This is a genomic window from Cytobacillus sp. FSL R5-0569 (genome assembly GCF_038007265.1).
Lineage (GTDB): Bacteria > Bacillota > Bacilli > Bacillales > Cytobacillaceae > Cytobacillus > Cytobacillus kochii.
This window is the reverse complement of record NZ_JBBOWW010000001.1, coordinates 4009709-4030493: the sequence shown is the minus strand read 5'-3', so window position 1 is coordinate 4030493 and position 20785 is coordinate 4009709. Positions and strand designations below refer to the sequence as shown.

Annotated in this window: 23 protein-coding genes and 1 tRNA gene; 19 read left to right on the top strand and 5 right to left on the bottom strand. The window is 37.7% G+C overall.

Annotated elements, in window-relative coordinates:
• The first annotated feature begins 60 nt into the window (after window positions 1-60).
• The 16 genes from MKX78_RS20590 (at window position 61) to MKX78_RS20515 (ending at window position 14576) form a co-directional block, all read left to right on the top strand.
• Window positions 61-1242, top strand: a complete 1182-nt coding sequence (locus MKX78_RS20590) for an ATP phosphoribosyltransferase regulatory subunit (protein ID WP_307318855.1) — start codon at window positions 61-63, stop codon at window positions 1240-1242.
• Window positions 1239-1883 carry an ATP phosphoribosyltransferase gene (gene hisG / locus MKX78_RS20585; protein WP_095371879.1) on the top strand — a complete coding sequence of 215 codons (645 nt, stop codon included), beginning with the start codon at window positions 1239-1241 and terminating at the stop codon, window positions 1881-1883. The genes MKX78_RS20590 and hisG overlap by 4 nt, the downstream gene beginning before the upstream one ends.
• Before the next feature lie 2 nt (window positions 1884-1885).
• On the top strand, window positions 1886-3175 hold the full coding sequence (gene hisD, locus MKX78_RS20580; RefSeq protein WP_307318851.1) for a histidinol dehydrogenase: 1290 nt from the start codon (window positions 1886-1888) through the stop codon (window positions 3173-3175).
• Entirely contained in the window at window positions 3172-3759 is a 588-nt protein-coding gene (gene hisB / locus MKX78_RS20575) for an imidazoleglycerol-phosphate dehydratase HisB (RefSeq protein WP_095371881.1), read from the top strand. Before hisD ends, hisB begins: the two co-directional genes overlap by 4 nt.
• Window positions 3760-4398, top strand: a complete 639-nt coding sequence (gene hisH / locus MKX78_RS20570; RefSeq protein WP_095371882.1) for an imidazole glycerol phosphate synthase subunit HisH — start codon at window positions 3760-3762, stop codon at window positions 4396-4398.
• Window positions 4395-5126 (top strand): 1-(5-phosphoribosyl)-5-[(5-phosphoribosylamino)methylideneamino]imidazole-4-carboxamide isomerase, encoded by a 732-nt coding sequence (gene hisA / locus MKX78_RS20565; protein WP_341052168.1) that lies wholly within the window; start codon window positions 4395-4397, stop codon window positions 5124-5126. Before hisH ends, hisA begins: the two co-directional genes overlap by 4 nt.
• Window positions 5116-5874 carry an imidazole glycerol phosphate synthase subunit HisF gene (gene hisF / locus MKX78_RS20560; RefSeq protein ID WP_095371884.1) on the top strand — a complete coding sequence of 253 codons (759 nt, stop codon included), beginning with the start codon at window positions 5116-5118 and terminating at the stop codon, window positions 5872-5874. Before hisA ends, hisF begins: the two co-directional genes overlap by 11 nt.
• A complete protein-coding gene (gene hisIE, locus MKX78_RS20555) occupies window positions 5871-6509 on the top strand; it encodes a bifunctional phosphoribosyl-AMP cyclohydrolase/phosphoribosyl-ATP diphosphatase HisIE (RefSeq protein WP_095371885.1) in 639 nt (212 codons plus the stop codon). Before hisF ends, hisIE begins: the two co-directional genes overlap by 4 nt.
• A 429-nt stretch (window positions 6510-6938) precedes the next feature.
• Complete coding sequence (locus MKX78_RS20550) at window positions 6939-8435, top strand: tetratricopeptide repeat protein (protein ID WP_095371886.1); 1497 nt, start codon at window positions 6939-6941, stop codon at window positions 8433-8435.
• Window positions 8436-8528: 93 nt separating this feature from the next.
• Window positions 8529-9482, top strand: coding sequence for a thioredoxin-disulfide reductase (gene trxB / locus MKX78_RS20545; protein WP_095371887.1), 954 nt, complete (start codon window positions 8529-8531; stop codon window positions 9480-9482).
• A gap of 206 nt (window positions 9483-9688) precedes the next feature.
• On the top strand, window positions 9689-10303 hold the full coding sequence (locus MKX78_RS20540) for a hypothetical protein (RefSeq protein ID WP_341052165.1): 615 nt from the start codon (window positions 9689-9691) through the stop codon (window positions 10301-10303).
• A gap of 674 nt (window positions 10304-10977) precedes the next feature.
• Window positions 10978-11436 (top strand): NUDIX hydrolase, encoded by a 459-nt coding sequence (locus MKX78_RS20535; protein ID WP_095371889.1) that lies wholly within the window; start codon window positions 10978-10980, stop codon window positions 11434-11436.
• A gap of 25 nt (window positions 11437-11461) precedes the next feature.
• Window positions 11462-12352, top strand: coding sequence for an RNase adapter RapZ (gene rapZ, locus MKX78_RS20530; protein ID WP_095371890.1), 891 nt, complete (start codon window positions 11462-11464; stop codon window positions 12350-12352).
• Window positions 12349-13317, top strand: a complete 969-nt coding sequence (locus MKX78_RS20525) for a gluconeogenesis factor YvcK family protein (protein WP_095371891.1) — start codon at window positions 12349-12351, stop codon at window positions 13315-13317. Before rapZ ends, MKX78_RS20525 begins: the two co-directional genes overlap by 4 nt.
• Before the next feature lie 27 nt (window positions 13318-13344).
• On the top strand, window positions 13345-14292 hold the full coding sequence (gene whiA / locus MKX78_RS20520) for a DNA-binding protein WhiA (RefSeq protein ID WP_095371892.1): 948 nt from the start codon (window positions 13345-13347) through the stop codon (window positions 14290-14292).
• A gap of 20 nt (window positions 14293-14312) precedes the next feature.
• The gene (locus MKX78_RS20515) at window positions 14313-14576 is read left to right on the top strand and encodes an HPr family phosphocarrier protein (protein WP_095371893.1); all 264 of its coding nucleotides are present in this window, start codon (window positions 14313-14315) and stop codon (window positions 14574-14576) included.
• 398 nt (window positions 14577-14974) lie between these two features.
• Here MKX78_RS20515 and clpP read toward each other — a convergent pair whose 3' ends face one another.
• Entirely contained in the window at window positions 14975-15574 is a 600-nt protein-coding gene (clpP, locus tag MKX78_RS20510) for an ATP-dependent Clp endopeptidase proteolytic subunit ClpP (protein ID WP_095371895.1), read from the bottom strand.
• A gap of 288 nt (window positions 15575-15862) precedes the next feature.
• On the opposite strand from clpP, the gene MKX78_RS20505 reads away from it, so the two are divergent.
• Window positions 15863-15934: transfer RNA gene (locus MKX78_RS20505), tRNA-Arg, on the top strand.
• 441 nt (window positions 15935-16375) lie between these two features.
• On the opposite strand, the gene MKX78_RS20500 is transcribed toward MKX78_RS20505, so the two are convergent.
• From MKX78_RS20500 to MKX78_RS20485, 4 genes are all read right to left on the bottom strand, one after another.
• Window positions 16376-16843, bottom strand: coding sequence for a hypothetical protein (locus MKX78_RS20500; RefSeq protein WP_341052162.1), 468 nt, complete (start codon window positions 16841-16843; stop codon window positions 16376-16378).
• A gap of 108 nt (window positions 16844-16951) precedes the next feature.
• The gene (locus MKX78_RS20495) at window positions 16952-17809 is read right to left on the bottom strand and encodes a manganese catalase family protein (protein WP_307317816.1); all 858 of its coding nucleotides are present in this window, start codon (window positions 17807-17809) and stop codon (window positions 16952-16954) included.
• Window positions 17810-18453: 644 nt separating this feature from the next.
• On the bottom strand, window positions 18454-18708 hold the full coding sequence (locus MKX78_RS20490; protein ID WP_095371897.1) for a YueH family protein: 255 nt from the start codon (window positions 18706-18708) through the stop codon (window positions 18454-18456).
• Window positions 18709-18908: 200 nt separating this feature from the next.
• Window positions 18909-19361: a hypothetical protein gene (locus MKX78_RS20485; protein WP_095371898.1), complete on the bottom strand. Its 453-nt coding sequence runs from the start codon at window positions 19359-19361 to the stop codon at window positions 18909-18911.
• Between the two features lie 189 nt (window positions 19362-19550).
• On the opposite strand from MKX78_RS20485, the gene MKX78_RS20480 reads away from it, so the two are divergent.
• Together MKX78_RS20480 and MKX78_RS20475 are read left to right on the top strand one after the other, a co-directional pair.
• A complete protein-coding gene (locus MKX78_RS20480; protein WP_095371899.1) occupies window positions 19551-19826 on the top strand; it encodes a hypothetical protein in 276 nt (91 codons plus the stop codon).
• Between the two features lie 394 nt (window positions 19827-20220).
• Window positions 20221-20769: a protease inhibitor I9 family protein gene (locus MKX78_RS20475; protein WP_341052159.1), complete on the top strand. Its 549-nt coding sequence runs from the start codon at window positions 20221-20223 to the stop codon at window positions 20767-20769.
• Window positions 20770-20785 lie beyond the last annotated feature (16 nt).

The following is a 20785-nucleotide window of genomic DNA, read 5'->3' as shown; positions in this document are numbered from 1 at the left end:
ACTAAGTAACTTCAATTTATTAGCATGGTAGCGAACTAAAGTAAAAATGAGGTGAACGGGTTGAGTCGGTTATTTATGTTTGAAAAGCCTTTAGGCATGAGGGATACATTGCCTAATCTATATATGATGAAAGAAGAAGTACGGGTGACAATGGCCAATGAAATGAAACGCTGGGGCTATCAATTTATTGAAACTCCTACGTTGGAATATTACGAGACAGTTGGTACAGCTTCAGCTATTCTCGATACACAATTGTTTAAACTGCTGGATCATGAGGGACATACACTTGTACTAAGACCAGATATGACAGCCCCTATTGCTCGTGTGGCTGCGTCTAAGTTATTAAAGGAAAAGTTGCCACAGCGTTTAGCTTATTCAGCTAATGTGTTTCGGGCACAACAGCGAGAAGGTGGACGACCGGCAGAATTTGAGCAAATCGGTGTCGAATGTATTGGTGATCCAACAGTTAGTGCGGATGGAGAGTGCTTAGGATTAATATCCTCCGCTCTAATGAAAACAGGATTGGAGCAGTTCCAGATTTCCGTTGGTCATATTGCCTTTGTAAGGAGTTTTTTCCAAGAGATACTCGGTACAGATGAAAGAGTGGAGCAATTGATGCGATTCCTCTATGAGAAAAATTATGTTGGTTATCGTGTACATGTAGATCAGCTATCATTGTCATCTATTGATAAACAAAGGTTAAAACAGTTTCTAAAATTAAGAGGCGGACCAGAAGTCATTAAGGAAGCAGAAGACTTATTAGAGTGCAACGCAGGCGTTGAAGCGTTAAATGAATTGAAAACCTTATGGGGAATTATAGCTGACTATCAACAGGATGCCCTCATAAAATTAGACCTAACATTAGTCAGTCATATGAGTTATTACACAGGTATTGTTTATGAAGTGTATGCAGGTAATGTTGGTTTTCCAATTGGCAGCGGTGGGCGGTATGATTTATTACTAGAAAAGTTTGGGAAAGCCAAAAGTGCAACTGGCTTTGCCATTCGATTAGATCATTTACTTGAATCGTTAGACAAACCATTTGAACAACCACCTCTTGCCTGTATTGTGTTTAGTTTAGAAAGAAGAAAAGAAGCTTTTATGTTAGCTGAACAGCAACGACTTGAAGGGAAGAAAGTCGTTTTGCAAGATATTAATGGCGTAGAAGATATTGATGCCTGTTCAGCACTTTATGAAGATATCACTTATTTAGTTGGTAAACAGAAGGAGGGATCGCGATGAAGGATTGGTTAACAGTTGCGATGCCAAAAGGAAGAATTTTTACTGAGGCAGTGGAGATGTTGAGAATGGCTGGCTTCGAGTTGCCACCTGAATTCGATGATTCGCGGAAATTAATTATCGATGTACCTGAAGAGTGTTTCCGCTTTATTTTAGCTAAACCGATGGATGTGCCCACATATGTGGAATATGGTGTTGCCGATCTTGGAATAGCCGGGAAAGATGTCATGCTTGAAGAAGAACGTGATGTATATGAATTGCTTGATCTACAGATTAGTGCTTGCTATTTAGCAGTTGCTGGCTTGCCTCATACGCAAATGAATGATGTCGCACCGAAAATCGCTACGAAATACCCGAATGTAGCAGCAGCGTATTTCCGTGAACAAGGCGAGCAAGTCGAGATTATTAAATTGAACGGTTCGATTGAATTGGCACCGCTTATTGGTTTAGCTGATCGGATTGTTGACATTGTTTCTACAGGAAGAACCTTAAAAGAAAATGGATTAATAGAATATGAAGACATCGTCAATATTACATCAAGGCTCATCGTCAATCCGGTTAGTTACCGCATGAAAGACGCACGTATAAGTGATGTGGTTGAGAGACTGACAGAAGTGATCGAGCAGGAAAAGGTGGTTAAGTAAAGGTGGACATATTAAAAGTAACAAACGACCTTTCTATTAAGCGTTCCATAGACGGTGGTACAGAAGAACAAAGGCAAACAGTAAAGGAAATCATAGCAGCTGTACGTCAAGAAGGTGATCAAGCGGTCATTCGTTATACACAAAAATTTGATGGGATTCTATTAGATGATTATCAAGTGAAAGCAGCAGAAATAGACCAAGCTTATAAAGAATTATCTAAAGAAACCATTTCAATTATAAAAGAAGCAGCAGAAAATATAAGAAACTATCATATGAAGCAATTGCAAAATTCATGGATGACGACTGAAGTCGATGGCACCTTGCTCGGACAAAAAATAACGCCGCTTGATTCTGTTGGTGTATACGTGCCTGGTGGGAAAGCTGCTTATCCATCTTCTGTGTTAATGAATGTTTTGCCGGCAAAAGTAGCAGGAGTAGAAAGAATTGTGATGGTTTCTCCTGTAGAGCGCAAAACAGGAAAAATACCAGCTGCTGTCCTTGTTGCAGCGAATATTGCCGGGGTAACAGATATATATAAAGTAGGTGGAGCTCAAGCGGTAGCTGCACTTGCCTATGGTACAGAGACAATCGCACCAGTGGATAAAATAACAGGCCCAGGTAATATTTACGTCGCATTGGCGAAGAGAGAAGTGTATGGTGAGGTCGATATCGATATGATTGCTGGACCAAGTGAAATTGCTATTCTTGCTGATGACTCAGCAATTCCAACTGAAGTAGCAGCAGACTTATTATCACAAGCAGAACATGATGAAATGGCTTGTAGCATCCTTGTGACGAATAGCGAACAACTCGCTAACGAAGTTGCCATCGAGGTGGAAGAACAGTTAGCTACTCTACCAAAATACGATATTGCCAGCCAATCGATTCAACAATTTGGTCGTATTTATGTGACAGAGACGATAGAAGAATCGATAGCAGTGATTAATACAATTGCTCCTGAACATTTGGAGGTTTTAACAGTCAATCCATTATCACTTTTAGGAGCTATCCGCCATGCGGGTGCAATATTCTTAGGTAGATATAGCCCTGAGCCTGTTGGTGATTATTTTGCTGGTCCTAATCATGTCTTACCAACTAACGGCACAGCAAGATTTTCAAGCCCGTTGAATGTGGATGATTTTCGAAAAAAATCGAGCATTATTTACTACAGTGAAAGTAGATTTACAGCAAATGCGGAAAAAATCGCTTCATTTGCAAGACTAGAAGGTTTAGAAGCTCATGCAAGATCGATTGAAAAAAGACTCCAAAGTGAAAGGAAAGAAGGGAAATGACAAGAACGGCTGAGTTGCAAAGAAAGACTAATGAAACAGAAATTCAACTATCACTCAATATTGATGGAGAAGGAACAAGTGATTTGGAGACAGGTGTTCCTTTTATGACACATATGCTTGATTTATTTGCTAAGCATGGGCAATTCGATTTAACGATTGATGCAAAAGGCGATGTCGAAATTGATGATCACCACACGACAGAGGATATAGGGATTTGTCTCGGGCAGGCATTGCGAGAGAGTCTTGGTGAAAAAAGAGGAATTAAAAGGTACGGCAATGCCTTTGTTCCGATGGATGAAGCGCTAGCACAAGTGGTTGTCGACTTAAGTAATCGACCACATTTGGAAATGCGTGCTATCTTTCCTAATCAAAAGGTAGGTACATTTGATACCGAACTAGTGCATGAATTCTTATGGAAATTCGCACTTGAGGCGAGAATGAATCTTCATGTGATCGTTCACTATGGTCAGAATACCCATCATATGATTGAAGCAGTCTTTAAGGCACTAGGTCGAGCCTTAGATGAAGCAACAACGATTGATCCAAGAATAAAAGGCATTCCTTCCACGAAAGGGATGTTATAAATGATTGCGATCATTGATTATGGAATGGGAAATTTATTCAGTGTCAGTAAAGCACTGGAAAGGTTAGGCGAACCTTATCTTATTACAAATAAAAAGGATGAGATTCTTTTAGCCGATGGTGTGATTGTCCCTGGAGTTGGAGCAATTAGTGATGCCATGCGACTTTTAAATGAGACGGGTATAGCAGATGTCCTCAGAGACTATGCAGCTAGTGGTAAACCAATATTAGGCATTTGCCTAGGGATGCAATTACTGTTTGAAGCAAGTGAAGAAAACGGTGGATGCCGTGGATTGGGATTGCTTCCTGGAACGGTTGTGAAAATACCTGGTGTAACAAATCAAGGTGAAATGTATAAAGTCCCGCATATGGGCTGGAACTTATTACAGTTACGACGACAATCACCGATTTTAAAGGATGTCGAAGAGGGGTTTGCATATTTTGTTCATTCTTATTATGTAACAACAAAGACAGATGAAATTATTTTGGCCGATAGCTTATATGATGTTTGTGTCCCAGCAGTTGTAGGAAAAAATAATGTCTTTGGTACTCAATTTCATCCGGAAAAAAGCAGTATGACTGGCATGAAAATCTTAGAAAACTTTACAGTGCTTGTATCAGAAGGGGTGAGTTTAAAATGAGTCTGACCATCTATCCTGCGATTGATATGCGGGGCGGGAAATGTGTTCGTTTATTACGAGGCGACTATGATAAGGAAACGGTATACGGGGACTCTCCTTTTGATATGGCAAAAACCTTTGTAGAAGATGGGGCTAGCTGGGTGCATATGGTGGACCTCGACGGAGCAAAAGCCGGTAAACCGGAGAACGATCGTTATGTCATTCAAGCAGCAAAGCAGTTAAATGCAAATATCCAAATTGGTGGCGGTATTCGGACCGAGGAAGATATACATTTTTATCTAGATGCTGGGGTCTCAAGAGTAATTATCGGCAGTGTAGCCATTTCAAACCCTAAATTTGCTATTGAAATGATTAAGAAGTATAAAGAGCGTATTGTTATTGGTTTAGATGCTAAAGACGGTTTTGTTGCAACAAATGGCTGGTTGAATACATCACAAGCAACCGCAGTTGAGGTAGGCAAACAATTCGCTGACGTCGGTTGCGAAACGTTTATTTTTACAGATATTGCTACAGATGGTACGTTATCTGGGCCGAATATTATAGCAACTGTCCAATTAGCACAAGCGACAGGAAAAGAGGTCATCGCTTCTGGTGGAGTCAGTTCTCTTGCTGATTTAAAATTAATTAACCAAGCAGGTATTCCTGGAGCTATTGTAGGTAAAGCCATCTATGAGGGGCGTTTTACTGTGAAGGAAGCATTGGAAGGGGGGACTTTTCGTGCTTACTAAACGAATTATTCCTTGTCTCGATGTAAAAGAAGGAAGGGTCGTAAAGGGTATCCAATTTGTTCAATTAAGAGATGCAGGTGACCCGGTGGAATTAGCACGTTTTTATGACGAGCAAGGAGCAGATGAACTTGTATTTCTTGATATCTCTGCTTCACATGAGGGAAGAAAAACAATGGTTGATGTTGTTCAAGCAGTAGCGGCAGAACTAGCCATCCCTTTTACAGTTGGTGGTGGTATTCATACACTTGATGATATGAAGAAGATTCTTCGAGCGGGTGCAGATAAAGTCTCATTAAATACGGCAGCTGTCAATCGGCCAGAGTTAATTACAGAAGGTGCTGATTTTTTTGGGGCACAATGTATGGTTGTCGCTGTCGATGCTAAGTACGATCAAGATTGCGGTACATGGGTTGTTTATACACATGGTGGAAGAGTAAAAACAGAGTGGAAAGTGCTTGATTGGGTTAAAGAAGCTGTGCGAAGAGGTGCTGGTGAAATTCTTCTCACAAGCATGGACTGTGATGGTGAAAAGAAAGGCTTTGATATTGCCTTAACAAAAGCTGTAAGTACGGCAGTAACTGTTCCTGTCATTGCTTCAGGAGGTGCAGGGGGAGCTAGTCATTTTTCTGATATATTCCTTGAAGGTAAGGCAGATGCAGCCCTCGCTGCTTCTATTTTTCATTATAAAGAAACTTCCGTCGCAGAAGTGAAGGCATATATAAAAGATAAGGGAGTGTATGTAAGATGATTGATCAAGTGCAATTTAATGATCAAGGCCTTGTGCCAGCAATTATCCAAGATAGTGAAACGAAAGAAGTCTTAACGCTTGCGTACATGAATAAAGAATCTTTAGCAAAGACGATTGAAACAGGGGAAACTTGGTTTTTCAGCCGTTCACGTAAAGAACTTTGGCATAAAGGTGAAACCAGTGGTCACACGCAAAAGGTCGTAGAAATGAAGTGGGATTGTGATCAGGATGCCATTTTAGTACAGGTCTTACCAAATGGTGTTGCCTGCCATAAAGGAGAAGTTAGCTGCTTTCATGAAACGATTTATACGGGGGAAGAGCAAGCTGAAATTGCAGATTATCAAATTCTAAAACGGTTGGAAGAAGTTATTGCTGAGCGCGAGCAGGCACGTCCTGAAGGAGCTTATACGACCTATTTATTCGAGAGTGGTGTCGACAAAATATTGAAGAAAGTCGGTGAAGAATCTGCAGAAGTAATCATTGCAGCTAAAAATCGTGATCGTGAAGAACTTAAATGGGAATCTGCGGATTTACTTTACCATTTAATGGTGCTTTTACGTGAACAAGAACTGCCTTTTGCCGAAGTATTAAACGTCTTGAATAAAAGGCATGAAGAGAAGAAGCCAGTTTCATAAATGATAGAATGGGACGATTTCTGTGAATAGAAATCGTCTTTTTTGAGTGCGCCTGGTGTTGGGGGTTTTTAAGATGAGTTTAATCGGGCAAGAAGGACGGTCAAATACTATTTCTCCACTTTTAAATTAGCAAAATATACCTCAATTATATGCACATACAAAACTTATTCTGTCTCGTATTATCTTCTCGTTCAATTTATATGAATGCTAATTAAAGAGTGATGTTCGAGAAATCCGTGCGCTTTACTAGCATGTTACACTTTCTTAATAAAAAAATCATAAAATAGTCACATTTTTGAAAGTGTTGATTTTTTAAGCTGAGTTAGATAATCATGCTATCATTAGTTTTTTCCTTATCTTGTCACCCCCTTCTCGAGCGATTAGTCGTATGTTATACTCAATTAGTTAATATATTTTATGGAGGATTCCATGCGTAAAGACTCTAAAGCAAGAGACAATAAAGGAAAAATTTTATCATTTATCCCTACGGGTGAGTATTATTTTTCAAAAGGCATTAAAGCTTACCACCGCAGGGATTTTCATAGAGCGAAGAAGTACCTCCAACGTGCGATGCATTTAGAGCCAGGCGAACCGATGATTGTTTGTCAGTTGGCAGTGGTGCATGCCGAAATGGGAGAATATCAAGATTCTAATCAGCTACTCCGATTAATATTAGAGGAATTAGATGAAGAGATGATTGAATGCCACTATTTTTTAGCTAATAACTATGCACATTTAGGCTTTTTCAAAGACGCATACCATCATGCTACATTATATATAGAACTAGATCCAGAAGGCGAGTTTGTTGAAGATACAGAAGAGTTGTTGGAGCTCCTTACGTTAGAGGATGACGATCTAAACGAACATCTATATGAGCAGGACGACTTAATGGTCAAACAAGAACAAGCAAGGGAGTTACTTGAGACCGGTTATTTTCCAAAAGCTGTGGAACTGCTCAATGGTGTCATTGAAGAGTACCCAGAATATTGGTCGGCTTATAATAATCTAGCCCTAGCTTATTTTTATCTAGGCGAAACAGATAAAGCCTCGGATGTGTTGAAACAAGTATTTAAAGACAATCCGGGGAATTTGCATGCCCTTTGTAATAAGCTTGTTTTTGCTTTTTACGAAAACGACTTTAAAGAGGTGCGAGCGCTAAAGGATGCTTTATTAAAAGTACATCCAATCTCTGTTGAGCATCAATTTAAATTAGGGGCAACGTTAGCACTTATAGGGGAATATGATAAAGCATATGCATGGCTCGGTCGTCTCTATAAACTAGGGTTTAATGGGGACGCGTCTTTTTACTACTGGCTCGCATACGCTGCCTATCATACTGGTAAAGAGTCAGTGGCTCAAGTGGCGTGGAGAAGGGCTGTTGAATTAAATCCGGAAAAAGAAGGATTGGAGCCTTGGAGCGATACCTCAAAAAGTGCTCAAGGATTCGAGGATCATGTTTCTTCTATTCAACAAAGGCTAGAAAGTGACTATCCAGAAGAACGACTGTTTGCCTTGTTTTTAACAGCAGTTTCAGGTAAAAAAGAACAATTACTAGAATCTGACCGTTTAAAAGGAAATAGGAAGTTCTCTGCGTTAGAGAGGGATTATTTAGCTTATCTAAAATTTGGTGAGGCATCTCAAGATACCTCTACAGCGCATGATATAGCTGGATTGCTTTATGAAAATTACTCACCTGTTGGGGCAAAAGAAGCAAGTTTGTATTTAATGTGGTTTTCTGCGTATTTACAGTTAACCCAAGCTGGCGTGACGATTAAAAATCCTCATGCATATGCCGGTGCAATCACTTACTCTTGGCATAAGCTAAGAAATGAGACTGTATCACAAGCAACAATTGCAAAAAATTTCGGAATCTCTACCTCAACTTTAAGAAAATATTTGCGATTATTGAATGAATACCTTCGTTGAGCAAAAACTTGGACGTTTTCCTATAAATTTTATAGGATAAAACCAAGAAGGTCATAATAGAACAGAAGGCTTCAAGACAAAGGAGTGGGAATGATGGCTGAAGAAAAAATTTACGATGTCATTATTGCAGGAGCAGGTCCAGCAGGAATGACCGCGGCAGTATATACATCTCGTGCAAATTTATCAACATTAATGCTTGAACGCGGGGTACCAGGCGGACAAATGGCGAATACAGAAGAAGTGGAAAACTATCCAGGGTTTGATCATATTCTTGGACCTGAACTTTCTACAAAAATGTTCGATCATGCGAAAAAATTTGGTGCAGAATATGCATATGGAGATATTAAAGAAATCATCGATGGCAAGGAATATAAAACAATCATTGCTGGATCTAAAGAATACAAAGCACGTGCGGTTATTATTACAACAGGTGCAGAATATAAAAAACTAGGTATTCCTGGTGAAAAAGAGCTAGGCGGCCGCGGTGTTTCTTATTGTGCGGTTTGTGATGGTGCGTTCTTTAAAGAAAGAGAACTAGTAGTTATTGGTGGAGGCGACTCTGCTGTTGAAGAAGGTGTTTACTTAACACGATTTGCAAGTAAAGTAACCATCATTCACCGTCGTGATAAATTACGTGCACAACAAATCTTACAACAACGTGCCTTTGATAATGATAAAATTGATTTCATTTGGAACCATACAGTGAAAGAAGTCAACGATAAGGACGGAAAAGTAGGCAGTGTCACGATTGTATCTACAGAAACAGGTGAAGAAAAAGAATTCAAAGCGGATGGCGTGTTCGTTTACATTGGAATGAATCCACTATCGAAACCATTTGCAAGCCTTGGTATTACGAATGAAGAAGGCTATATCGTAACCAATGACCAAATGGAAACGAATGTCCCTGGTATCTTCGCTGCTGGAGATATTCGTGAAAAAACATTGCGTCAAATCGTTACCGCAACAGGCGATGGTAGCATTGCCGCTCAAGCTGCTCAGCATTATATTGAAGAGCTTGAAGAAAGTCTAAAAACAGCTACAAATTAATGAACAAGGGCATCATAATCCAACTTTATTCATCATTTACAAAAAGTCATTTCGTTTTAACTCTACTGTAACCTGGGTGAAACAAATTTCGGTTATGATAATAATAGAAATTGACCCCCTTTTAAAGATATATTCCTTTTACAGCACAGGTAGCTCCTGTGCTCTTTTTTTGGTTTTTGAGCAAATGAGGAAAAGGTTCATTCAGAATGAGAAAAAGAAGTGAGAGCGAAGCAAAGTGGGTTAGCGAGTCATTCATAATGAAAATCACGAATGAGAGCGAAGCAAAAGAGAATTGCGCATCACTCAGAATGAGAAAAAGAAGTGAGAGCGAAGCAAAGTGGGTTAGCGAGTCACTCAGAATGAAAATCACGAGTGAGAGCGAAGCAAAAGAGAATTGCGCGTCACTCAGAATGAGAAAAAGAAGTGAGAGCGAAGCAAAGTGGGTTAGCGAGTCACTCAGAATGGAAATCACGAATGAGAGCGAAGCAAAAGAGATTTGTGCGTCACTCAGAATGAAAATCACGAATGAGAGCGAAGCAAAAGAGATTTGCACATCACTCAGAATGAGAAAAAGAAGTGAGAGAGAAGCAAAGTGGGTTAGCGAGTCATTCAGAATGAAAATCACGAATGAGAGCGAAGCAAAAGTGAATTGCGAGTCCCTCAGAATGAAAATCACGAGTGAGAGCGAAGCAAAAGAGATTTGCGCATCACTCAACATAAGAAAAAGAAGTGAGAGAGAAGCAAAGTGGGTTAGCGAGTCACTCAGAATGAAAATCACGAATGAGAGCGAAGCAAAAGAAATTGCGCGTCACTCAGAATGAGAAAAAGAAGTGAGAGGGGAGCAAAGTGGGTTAGCGCTTCATTCAGAATGGAAATCACGAATGAGAGCGGAGTAAAAGAGAATTGCGCATCACTCAGAATGAGAAAAAGAAGTAAGAGCGAAGCAAAGTAGGTTAGCGAGTCACTCAGAATGAAAATCACGAATGAGGGCGAAGCAAAAGTGAATTGCGCATAACTCAGAATGAAAATCACGAATGAGAGCGGAGTAAAAGAGAATTGCGCATCATTCAGAATGAAAATCACGAATGAGAGCGAAGCAAAAGAGATTTGCACATCACTCAGAATAAGAAATAGAAGTGAGAGCAAAGCAAAAGAGGTTTGCGCGTCACTCAGAATGAGAAAAAGAAGTGAGAGCGAAGCAAAAGAGGTTTGCACGTCACTCAGAATGAGAAAAAGAGATGAGAGCGAAGCAAAATTCTTTTTTCCGCAGATCGAATGTAGCACACCGGTTGGATATTATAATAATGGATATACACTTACTATAAAGAAGGCTAGGCAATTTGCTTAGGGAGAAGTATCATGTTCAACCTGTATCGTTGTAGCGCTATGACAAAAATAGTATAATATAATGATAAATACTATGCTTTCATTCATTAGAGTATTTAGGTTAATCTGTTCTCTAATAATGAGTGGCACGAAGTAAGAGGTGAATAGGATGCAGCGGGTCACAAACTGCGTATTATTAAAAGATGATCAAGTATTGTTGCTACAAAAGCCACGCCGTGGATGGTGGGTTGCACCGGGCGGAAAGATGGAGCCAGGTGAATCGGTGCGTGACTCTTGTATCAGAGAATATAGAGAAGAAACGGGGATTTACTTAAGGAATCCAAACATAAAAGGGATTTTTACTTTCATTATGAAGGATGGAGATCAAGTACTTTCTGAATGGATGATGTTTACCTTTTTTGCTACAGATGCGGACGGATTAAATGTAGATGAGTCAGAAGAAGGAAAATTGCGATGGGTCGAAGTGGACAAAGTGAAGGATTTACCAATGGCTGCAGGAGATCATCATATTCTTGAATATATGATTAATGGCAATCGCATGATTTACGGTACATTTACTTATACACCTGACTTTGAATTAATTAGTTACCGCTTAGATCCAAGCTAAAAATGAATACAGGGGGAAGCGAGAAATGAGTTCGGTAGCAGCAAAAGAAACACAAATGGTCATTATTACAGGGATGTCTGGCGCAGGTAAAACAGTGGCGATTCAAAGCTTCGAAGATTTAGGCTTTTTTTGTGTAGATAATTTACCACCGACCTTATTACCGAAATTTCTTGAACTGATGAAGGATTCAGGGAATAAGATGAATAAGGTTGCGCTTGTGATGGATTTACGTGGCCGTGAGTTTTTTGAGCATCTTTTCAAGGCGTTAGATGATTTAGCAGATACGTCATGGGTCACACCAGAAATTCTTTTTCTTGATGCGGATGATGCAACCCTTGTAAGTAGATATAAAGAAACGCGTCGCTCTCATCCATTAGCGCCATCAGGTTTGCCAATGGAAGGCATCAAGTTGGAAAGAGAATTATTAGATGATCTAAAGGGTCGAGCGCAGATTATCTATAAGACATCTAATATGAAGCCGCGTGAATTAAGAGAAAAGATACTCCACGAGTTTTCTGTTAATAAACAATCCATTTTCACTGTAAATGTGATGTCATTTGGTTTTAAACATGGATTACCAATTGATGCCGATCTTGTATTTGATGTTCGCTTCTTGCCAAATCCGCATTATATTGAGCATATGCGTCCGAAAACAGGCTTGGATGAAGAAGTGTCTAACTATGTTTTGAAATGGAACGAAACAAATAAATTTTTAGAAAAGGTCACGGATTTACTAGCATTTATGCTCCCGCATTATAAGCGTGAAGGAAAATCACAACTTGTTATCGCGATTGGATGTACGGGTGGACAGCATCGATCAGTAGCACTAACCGAGTATATCGCTAACCATTTTAAGGAAGACTACAACACTCGCATCACTCACCGTGACATTGAGAGGAGAAGGCAAACAACATGAATAGAAAGCCGAGGGTCGTCATCATTGGCGGTGGAACAGGGTTGCCAGTTTTATTAAGAGGATTAAAAAAATATCCCCTTGATTTAACAGCCATTGTCACAGTTGCTGATGATGGTGGTAGCTCTGGTAGGTTGAGAGAAGAATTAAATATCCCACCTCCAGGAGATATTCGAAATGTTTTGGCAGCGTTATCAGATGTGGAACCCCTTGTAGAAGAAATGTTCCAGCATCGTTTTAAAACGTCCAATGAATTATCGGGTCATTCTTTAGGTAATCTGATTCTAGCAGCGATGACTTCTATTACTGGTGACTTTGTTCATGCGATTCAAGAGATGAGTAAAGTATTAAATGTTAATGGGAGAGTCTTACCTGCAGCTGAAAAGAGTGTTGTATTACATGCAGAAATGGAAGATGGCAGTATTGTATCAGGAGAATCCAAAATCCCTTACTCTGGCAAGAAGATTAAGAAAGTATTTTTGACTCCTGAGAAGGTAAGTCCGCTTTCGGAAACGATTGAAGCTATTCGAGAGGCTGATCTCATTATCATTGGTCCTGGTAGCCTGTACACAAGCATACTTCCTAATCTACTTGTACCGTCTGTAGGTAAGGAAGTGTGCCGTTCTCATGCAAAAAAACTGTATATCTGTAATTTAATGACGCAGGCAGGGGAAACTTTGGACTATCGTGCGAGTGACCACGTACAGGCAATATTTGATCATATGGCTGAGCCATGTTTAGATTTGATTCTTGTCAATCATGAAGAAATTCCAGAAGATATTCAAGAGCGTTATGAAGAGGAACGAGCGAAGCCTGTCTATTATGACCGTGATCGATTAGTCGAACAAGGCTTGGAAGTGCTACAGGGTGAGATTGTTAGCCTTGAAAAAGGGGCAATTCGTCATAACACGAATGAAGTCGCTAAAAAGATTTATCAATTAATTGTAAATGATATAATGAAAAACTAGTATTTGTCTGGTTAGGGGGGAGAAGGTATGTCTTTTGCTTCGGAAACAAAAAAAGAATTAACGAACTTGGAGACAAAGGATTGTTGCGGAAAGGCAGAATTATCCGCTTTGATTCGTATGAACGGATCTCTCTCTTTTTCAAATAAAATGTTAATTGTAGATATTCAAACGGAGAATGCAGCGATTGCCAGAAGAATCTATACGCTGATCAAAAGGAATTATGATGTGCAAGTTGAGCTGCTTGTTCGAAAGAAAATGAGACTTAAGAAAAATAACGTGTATATTGTTAGACTAATGGAGCAAGCACAAAAGATTCTTGATGATCTGCATATTATTAGTGCTGGCTTTCAATTTATCCATGATATCTCAATGGATTTAATTAAAAAGAAATGCTGCAAACGTGCATATCTAAGAGGGGCTTTTTTAGCAGGGGGATCTGTCAATAACCCTGAAACCTCTTCCTATCATTTAGAAATTGCTTCAATGTATAAGGAGCATAATGACGCCTTGTCGAAATTAATGAATACTTTTGGGTTGAATAGTAAAACATTGGAAAGAAAGAAAGGTTTTATTACCTACTTAAAAGAGGCGGAAAAAATTACAGAATTCCTTAATATTATTGGGGCTCATAGCGCGCTTTTACGATTTGAAGATATCCGCATTGTTAGAGATATGCGAAATTCAGTTAATCGCTTGGTCAATTGTGAAACAGCCAATTTAAATAAAACAATTGGTGCTGCCTTAAGACAAGTTGAAAACATAAGATATATTGAGAGTACCGTTGGACTAAAGGTGTTACCAGAGAAATTACGCGAAATTGCTGAATTGCGTGTTACGTATCAAGATGTGACTTTAAAGGAACTTGGAGAAATGGTCTCTGGTGGCACGATAAGCAAATCGGGTATCAATCATCGCCTAAGAAAAATTGATGAAATTGCAGAAAAAATTAAAACAGGGCAATGGAAGGAATCTTAAAGTTTTTTGGAGGTTAGGACATGGTAGAAAGACAAGTGGAAGTCAAAATTAAATCAGGCTTACAGGCGCGCCCTGCTGCAAAGTTAGTGCAGGAAGCCAATCGCTTCACAGCAGATCTCTTTATCGAAAAAGGCGGAAAAAAAGTAAATGCCAAAAGTATCATGGGATTAATGAGCCTATCTCTAAGTGCTGGTTCCACCGTAACCCTCCTCGCTGAAGGCAGCGATGAAACCGAAGCCTTAAATAAACTGACTGCACTCCTACAAGAGGACATTGTTTCATAATCTGTATAATACACGAATAACCTGCGCACCCCCATTGCTAGATGCTTCTACCAATGGGGGTGCGTTTCATTGTCCTCAACCAACTTGCATCGATATGATAGGGGCAAGTGGTTTGGTTGAGATGGAAAAACACAAAGAAGCCGGAGCAAAGAGGAATTGTGCAGCTAACTAGATAGAAAATCACAAAAGAAGACCGAACAGATCAATTTTTCCTCATATCGGTTACGATTGCCACTCAAAACTAATGCGAAATTGCCACTCTACAAATCACCCTATTTCTACTTTTTTTATCTCACCGTTTTTCGTTCACCTCCCAGTCGATCTAACAACTATTAATTCATAGCAAACAAAAAGCCATCAGCAAATGAAATGCTGATGGCTTTTGTTATTTGTGATGCTTATTTTTTCTCTTCTGGTGTATTGTTTGTAATGATTTTGTCGATAAGACCATATTCTAGTGCTCTTTCTGCAGTCATGAAGTTATCACGATCTGTGTCTTTAGAAATAACATCTAAAGGTTGACCAGTGCGTTCAGCTAGAATTTGGTTCAATTTTTCACGTAAGAATAGGATGCGTTTAGCAGCAATCTCGATTTCAGTTGCTTGCCCTTGAGCGCCACCTAGTGGTTGGTGAATCATGACTTCACTGTTTGGAAGCGCAAAACGTTTCCCTTTTTCACCAGCTGCTAGTAAGAATGCACCCATGGATGCAGCCATACCAGTACAGATTGTTGAAACATTTGGTTTGATGTATTGCATCGTATCATAGATAGCCATACCAGCAGTGATACTTCCACCTGGGCTATTAATATAAAGCGTGATGTCCTTTTCAGGATTATCTGCTTCTAAGAATAATAGCTGAGCCACGATTGAGTTTGCCACATTATCGTCAATCGCACTGCCTAACATGATAATGCGATCTTTTAATAGGCGAGAGTAAATGTCATAAGCGCGTTCCCCTCGGTTTGTTTGTTCGATTACTGTAGGGATTAAGTTCATTTCCAATTCCTCCTTTAAAGGTCAAAAAAGTTTTGGAAAGGTATTTTATACCTCGCCATTGGTAAATGTATGTAGTTTCATCATACATGGTTGGTCAATTAAGGTCAAACGAATCGCTTGATTATTTCAAGAGAATTATTCGACATTTTTTTCTAAGGTGATTTCCTCGTATCCATGATACCCACAAATTTTTGCTTTTAAACAACGAATGCTTGCATATAAAGGGTTTTTCCCATATAATTAATATTCGTAACACCAAGAAAAACGTGTTCCTACATAATAAAAAATGCCCTCGTGGTGCAACGGATAGCACGTAAGATTCCGGTTCTTAAAATGGGGGTTCGATTCCCTCCGAGGGCGCTACATGTTTAAAATATAAGAAATGATGGGAGATTTTTAATTTTAGTTCGACTTTTGTCCGACGAAGTTAAAAATCTCCTATTTTATTTACCCTAATCGGAAGTTCATAAATCGATTATCCCTTAATTATTCTTAATATTCCTACATATAGATTATCGCTAATGCTTAAAAGAAGGTTAGTTTTAATATTTGAGGTGAAAAAAAGATAATTGAAGGAAAGGAAAGTTTAAGAGTCATTACAATATGTTTTCTAGAAGTCACCAATCTCAGGAGCAATTCTCAAAGTTAAAGAATGAAGTTATACATAAGCTAACTACCAGAAAAAAGATGGTCAAAAGGGAAAGAGCCCCATGGCATGTTTATCTAAATAAAATACAATCATGTAATAACTAATTATTTAAGCTACGATGAAAAAGTGTGCAATAGCCTTATACTAAATCCTTAATTTTCCATTGGTTCTACCGGTTTTTCAATGTATTTTTGGAAGCCATAATTCAAAAGAGCAAGGAAATAGTAAAGGATAAGTATTCCAGTTCGTGTGAATTTTTTGAGTTTAAAGTGCCCAATCTTTTCGAAAAGAGGAGTTAAGAGATAGGCAAAAATAACATCCATAATTAAATTAATAGTAGCATATAAGGGGAATTTGCCATAAGTAAAGTGAAACACCCATAAATTTATCGTGAAGAATGGTCCTAAAATAAATGCTAATGCATCAAATAATATAAATTTATAACCACCTTTTACTTTCCACCAATTAAATATTGGACTTAACATTTCGACAATGAGTAAAAGAAGTGAGCAAAATAATGTCACTGGTAAAAATCTTTTAAACGAATTTTTAGGTAGAAAAATAATAACGATTGCCCATAATACAATTGCATTAAATATTCTAAAAAAATTAGCAAGCATTCACTTCACCTCTATTTTCCTTTAGATTATGTGGGTGTTAACTAATTTATACAGGTTTAGTGTTTTGAACGAAATTATCGAAAACAAATAAATAGAGCCTAAAAGGCCCTAATTATCTAAATCATATAAACCTGGTGCATGTTCATTTGGCATATCCGGCATTGTTGGCACGGGAAACCCTTTAGGTGGTTCAGTCACTGAAAGGTCCCCACCATTTCTACTAGGTGTTGTTCCAGTGAATACTTCCCCAATAAGTGTATCATCTAAACGGAAATTAAATTGAGCGTTGTGAAAGCCCATATCAACATATTTCTTACATTCAGGATATTTATTCAAGTCGTAGTTAGGAACAGGGAAGACTTTTCCCCAATCAACTCCTAATGTTTCTAATGCCTTTGCAAAAGCATTTTGATGCGCATTATCTCTAACCATAAGAAAAGCTACTGTTTCTCTTAGAGTTTTATTACTGCTCATCTCATAAATTCTTGATTTTTGAAGTACACCAGTTGATTCTAAAGAAACATTATTGATTAAATTTGCTACTAAGTTACCGTGGTCATAAACCCAGGAACCATTCCAAGGGTTACCTCCTGCATCAACTGGTAAGGATGCTTTAGCACCTATAATGAAATGATGGGGATTTGCGCCATCTTGAATAACATCATCTAACGGAGCATTATCAAATGCTTGGTTACCTGGGCTAGAACCACCAGCACCATTTAAAAGTTGATTTATTGTCGATTGTACTAATTCTATATGACTAAGCTCTTCTATAAATACCCCTCTTAATAGGTCTCGATATTTTTTTGCTTTTCCTCTGAAGTTGGCACTTTGAAATGAATATTGCATCATTGTACGTATTTCTCCAAATTGTCCACCTAGCGCTTCTTGAAGCACCTTGGCTGCATGTGGATCTGGTTTATCAGGAACAATCATATTAATTAAATCTTCTTTGTAAAAATACATGAATGTATTCCTCCGTTTTTGAGTTGTAAATTCTAATAATAAATCTATTTTGTGTTAAAAAAATCGTTTTATCCATTTATCCATTTAAAAAGCGCATCTGCGGAGAAATCTTTCTTTGTGAAATTAAGGATTTAGCCCACATTTTTTAAAAAACTAACCAAAAAAAACACAAAATGTGAACAAAAAAGAAGAGTCATGCATTGACTCTTCTTTAAATGAAATTCCGATGAAACTACTCTTATTATGCGATTTTATCATGCAGAAAGGATGAGTAAAGAAAAGAACAGCGAGCGTGAGGGATGCACTCTTTGAAGAGATCATTGGTTGGCAAACCAATGTAACCATTATATTTTATGTGCAATCATTTTAATGCTGGATTAAATAATGATGTTTCATCAAAAAGGTTAAAAAATTCATTTATAAATCTATAAGAACGCTGAAGAGAAACATTACAACAAAGATATTTATGTACATGGCTGCTATAACTATGCCATAATGAATTTTTTTAAAAAGGAATAATGAAGTTGGGGCTAGTAATCCCCCGAAAATGAGCATGCCGAATATTTCATTTGAATAGAAGAAAATAATCACCTACAGACAATTTTCTACTTAGTGTATTTAATTGATAAATTTTTATACGAAGGTTAACGAAATATGTTTAATTCAGTAAGCTTGGACAGTCTATAGGCTAGCTCGTATGAATTGCCTTCATAAAGGTGAAATGAGAGTGAATCATTGAGGTATTCCACTTTTTGTTGGAATTCCTCTAAACAGCCTATTTGTGCTGACCAATGGAGATCAGGAATAGAGACAATATATTTTTCTTCTGGAGTTTTAATTATGTATACATTTGAGTGTCTTTCTCCTAATAAATGCATTTTTTCTTGAAGATATTTCATCTATTCTACACCTCAACTTCTCCATTTATTAAAAGTATTATATAAATGAAATGGAGACAAAGAAAGCAATATCTATTAGAAACACTGAAAAGGAGACTAAAGGCTCTAGGGAAAAAGTCTACAATAATGGAAATCGTTAACTTCTTCAAATGAATAAATAAAAGAAGAGCCGATGGGCTCTATAAACCTTGATTAACTTCTCATTTGTATGGATCAATATACTGCCACTTTTGAAATAAGTAAATGAGTGAAGCACAAATAATACAAGTGATAAAAATGATGATATGGATAGAATCATCCATTTTATAAATCCCGAAATATTCATAAAGGTTCATGATACCAAAAGAAAAGACTGCATCGCTAATTGTATTAATTGTTATATAAATCCAAAAGTTACCAAATGTAAAGTATAGAAATATAGTAGGTAAGACTATGTATAAGCCGTAGACAAAAGGAGTTGTATTAGTTAATGGGAAAATGGTTTGCACAACTTCAACTAGATGATATCTTTGATATAGTTGAAATACTATTGTTAAAAGCAGGGCACTTACTAATCCACCGGGAATGAAGGACTTTACCCTTTTAGTATCTAAAAAAAGGAGAAAGAACCAAGGTAGAATCAACATAGTCCACAAGAAAATATGGGTAAACATTCAACTATACCTCCAATAAGTAGATAATTATACTCTTACCGATAACACCTTAGTCTATGCATAAAAAGTCGGGAATCGCGGGAACCCTTAAATGAGTTGAGATGAGAAAAATTCTCGAATAATTTGTTCTGCAAACAATAAAAATAGGTTTCTAAATTTTATAATTAAAATTTAAAAAGAGGTGATTGTATGAGAGAAAAATTATTAAGTATTCAACTTCCTGATAGATATGAAGAAAATTTGTTTGAATATATTCCTACACTAGATGGTGTTCCAGAGTTAATTGATTACTTAAACCTCGGATACTCCAAAAACCAATACAAAAAAATGACATCATTAGTCGCAATTGAAAGTATGAAATTCAATTTAATTGAAGCAAAAAAAGATAATGCTCTTTCAAAGGAGGAAGTGGAAAAAGGAAATAAATTGATTGTAGAAGCGATTGAAAGATATAACTCAATATAAAGCACAAAATAATCTTAATAAGATAAGTACTAGAAAACAAAAAACAATCATACAGCCATTTAGCGCCGGAAAGTTATAGTAAAGCTGAAACTGTTCCTTTTCAGCTGTCTTTAGCAATTCTCATGTATACATCTTCATAAAAACTAGAACTAGCATATCTCAAGTTAGATGTGTTTTTTTTTGTTGGGGTAATTCCGTCAAACATCTCACTAAAAAACGCAAGGAGCCGCAAAAAAATAACCGAAAATGGTCCGTTTGTTTTCTTTTTTCGACAAATTCTTCGCTTTTTTGTACCGAAGTACCTAAAAATATTACCCCAATTTACAAGTAATAACTTCACAACCTATCATTAAATTATAAAAATAATAAATTTTCAAAAAATAGGGGTGGAGTTATGAAGTTTAAAAAGCTAAAGCCGTTACTTACGTTGACGATGGCTGCTGGTATGATATTTTCGTTCAGTGTACCTAGTCATTCAATGGCAGCTGAGAATGATCAGTTCAATATGAAACAGATTCAATCTATGCTCAGTGGTTTATCCAAAGAAGAAAGAGCGACTTTGAATGAATTAAATGCGTCACCAACATTTACAATTTCTCCAGATATTAAGCAGGATAGTGCAGAATTAGTTTCTGTTATTGTTGAATTTAAAACACTTCCAGCAAAAGTGGCTGTTAAACAGCAACTTTTATTAGGTAAGCAAAAAGCGGTTACTAATGCAGAACAGCAAGTTGAGGCTTCTCATAAATCCTTTTCAACATTTATATCCTCAATGAAAAAGAAAAAATCTATTGATAAGTTTGATGCCAATAAGCTTGAGATCATTCATGAATACAAACACGCTTTTAATGGGGTATCAATGACTTTACCTGGTACGGCTGTTCAATCATTACTTGCCTCTGATGAAGTAAAAGAATATGGAGTAACAAAGAAATCAAATTAGATATACCTAGTGAAGA

Coding starts and splice junctions, on each gene's coding strand:
- hisH (WP_095371882.1), top strand. CDS start 3,760: ATGATTGCGATCATTGATTATGGAATGGGAAATTTATTCAGTGTCAGT.
- MKX78_RS20500 (WP_341052162.1), bottom strand. CDS start 16,843: ATGCTTGCTAATTTTTTTAGAATATTTAATGCAATTGTATTATGGGCA.
- MKX78_RS20540 (WP_341052165.1), top strand. CDS start 9,689: ATGAGAAAAAGAAGTGAGAGCGAAGCAAAGTGGGTTAGCGAGTCATTC.
- rapZ (WP_095371890.1), top strand. CDS start 11,462: ATGAGTTCGGTAGCAGCAAAAGAAACACAAATGGTCATTATTACAGGG.
- hisA (WP_341052168.1), top strand. CDS start 4,395: ATGAGTCTGACCATCTATCCTGCGATTGATATGCGGGGCGGGAAATGT.
- hisIE (WP_095371885.1), top strand. CDS start 5,871: ATGATTGATCAAGTGCAATTTAATGATCAAGGCCTTGTGCCAGCAATT.
- MKX78_RS20515 (WP_095371893.1), top strand. CDS start 14,313: ATGGTAGAAAGACAAGTGGAAGTCAAAATTAAATCAGGCTTACAGGCG.
- MKX78_RS20495 (WP_307317816.1), bottom strand. CDS start 17,809: ATGTATTTTTACAAAGAAGATTTAATTAATATGATTGTTCCTGATAAA.
- MKX78_RS20525 (WP_095371891.1), top strand. CDS start 12,349: ATGAATAGAAAGCCGAGGGTCGTCATCATTGGCGGTGGAACAGGGTTG.
- clpP (WP_095371895.1), bottom strand. CDS start 15,574: ATGAACTTAATCCCTACAGTAATCGAACAAACAAACCGAGGGGAACGC.
- whiA (WP_095371892.1), top strand. CDS start 13,345: ATGTCTTTTGCTTCGGAAACAAAAAAAGAATTAACGAACTTGGAGACA.
- MKX78_RS20535 (WP_095371889.1), top strand. CDS start 10,978: ATGCAGCGGGTCACAAACTGCGTATTATTAAAAGATGATCAAGTATTG.
- MKX78_RS20480 (WP_095371899.1), top strand. CDS start 19,551: ATGAGAGAAAAATTATTAAGTATTCAACTTCCTGATAGATATGAAGAA.
- MKX78_RS20475 (WP_341052159.1), top strand. CDS start 20,221: ATGAAGTTTAAAAAGCTAAAGCCGTTACTTACGTTGACGATGGCTGCT.
- hisB (WP_095371881.1), top strand. CDS start 3,172: ATGACAAGAACGGCTGAGTTGCAAAGAAAGACTAATGAAACAGAAATT.
- trxB (WP_095371887.1), top strand. CDS start 8,529: ATGGCTGAAGAAAAAATTTACGATGTCATTATTGCAGGAGCAGGTCCA.
- MKX78_RS20550 (WP_095371886.1), top strand. CDS start 6,939: ATGCGTAAAGACTCTAAAGCAAGAGACAATAAAGGAAAAATTTTATCA.
- hisG (WP_095371879.1), top strand. CDS start 1,239: ATGAAGGATTGGTTAACAGTTGCGATGCCAAAAGGAAGAATTTTTACT.
- MKX78_RS20490 (WP_095371897.1), bottom strand. CDS start 18,708: ATGAAATATCTTCAAGAAAAAATGCATTTATTAGGAGAAAGACACTCA.
- MKX78_RS20485 (WP_095371898.1), bottom strand. CDS start 19,361: ATGTTTACCCATATTTTCTTGTGGACTATGTTGATTCTACCTTGGTTC.